General features: G+C 52.4%; 1 protein-coding gene. It reads right to left on the minus strand.

Features of this window, described 5'->3' with window-relative positions:
• Positions 1-52: 52 nt before the first annotated feature.
• Positions 53-757 (minus strand): IS6-like element IS26 family transposase, encoded by a 705-nt coding sequence (locus tag R7093_RS24805; RefSeq protein ID WP_276443182.1) that lies wholly within the window; start codon positions 755-757, stop codon positions 53-55.
• Between the last annotated feature and the right edge of the window lie 63 nt (positions 758-820).

Below are 820 nucleotides of genomic sequence, written 5' to 3' on the forward strand. Positions count from 1 at the left end.
GGCACTGTTGCAAAGTTAGCGATGAGGCAGCCTTTTGTCTTATTCAAAGGCCTTACATTTCAAAAACTCTGCTTACCAGGCGCATTTCGCCCAGGGGATCACCATAATAAAATGCTGAGGCCTGGCCTTTGCGTAGTGCACGCATCACCTCAATACCTTTGATGGTGGCGTAAGCCGTCTTCATGGATTTAAATCCCAGCGTGGCGCCGATTATCCGTTTCAGTTTGCCATGATCGCATTCAATCACGTTGTTCCGGTACTTAATCTGTCGGTGTTCAACGTCAGACGGGCACCGGCCTTCGGGTTTGAGCAGAGCAAGCGCGCGACCATAGGCGGGCGCTTTATCCGTGTTGATGAATCGCGGGATCTGCCACTTCTTCACGTTGTTGAGGATTTTACCCAGAAACCGGTATGCAGCTTTGCTGTTACGACGGGAGGAGAGATAAAAATCGACAGTGCGGCCCCGGCTGTCGACGGCCCGGTACAGATACGCCCAGCGGCCATTGACCTTCACGTAGGTTTCATCCATGTGCCACGGGCAAAGATCGGAAGGGTTACGCCAGTACCAGCGCAGCCGTTTTTCCATTTCAGGCGCATAACGCTGAACCCAGCGGTAAATCGTGGAGTGATCGACATTCACTCCGCGTTCAGCCAGCATCTCCTGCAGCTCACGGTAACTGATGCCGTATTTGCAGTACCAGCGTACGGCCCACAGAATGATGTCACGCTGAAAATGCCGGCCTTTGAATGGGTTCATGTGCAGCTCCATCAGCAAAAGGGGATGATAAGTTTATCACCACCGACTATTTGCAACAGTGCC

Source organism: Vibrio sp. 1580, from assembly GCF_033340055.1.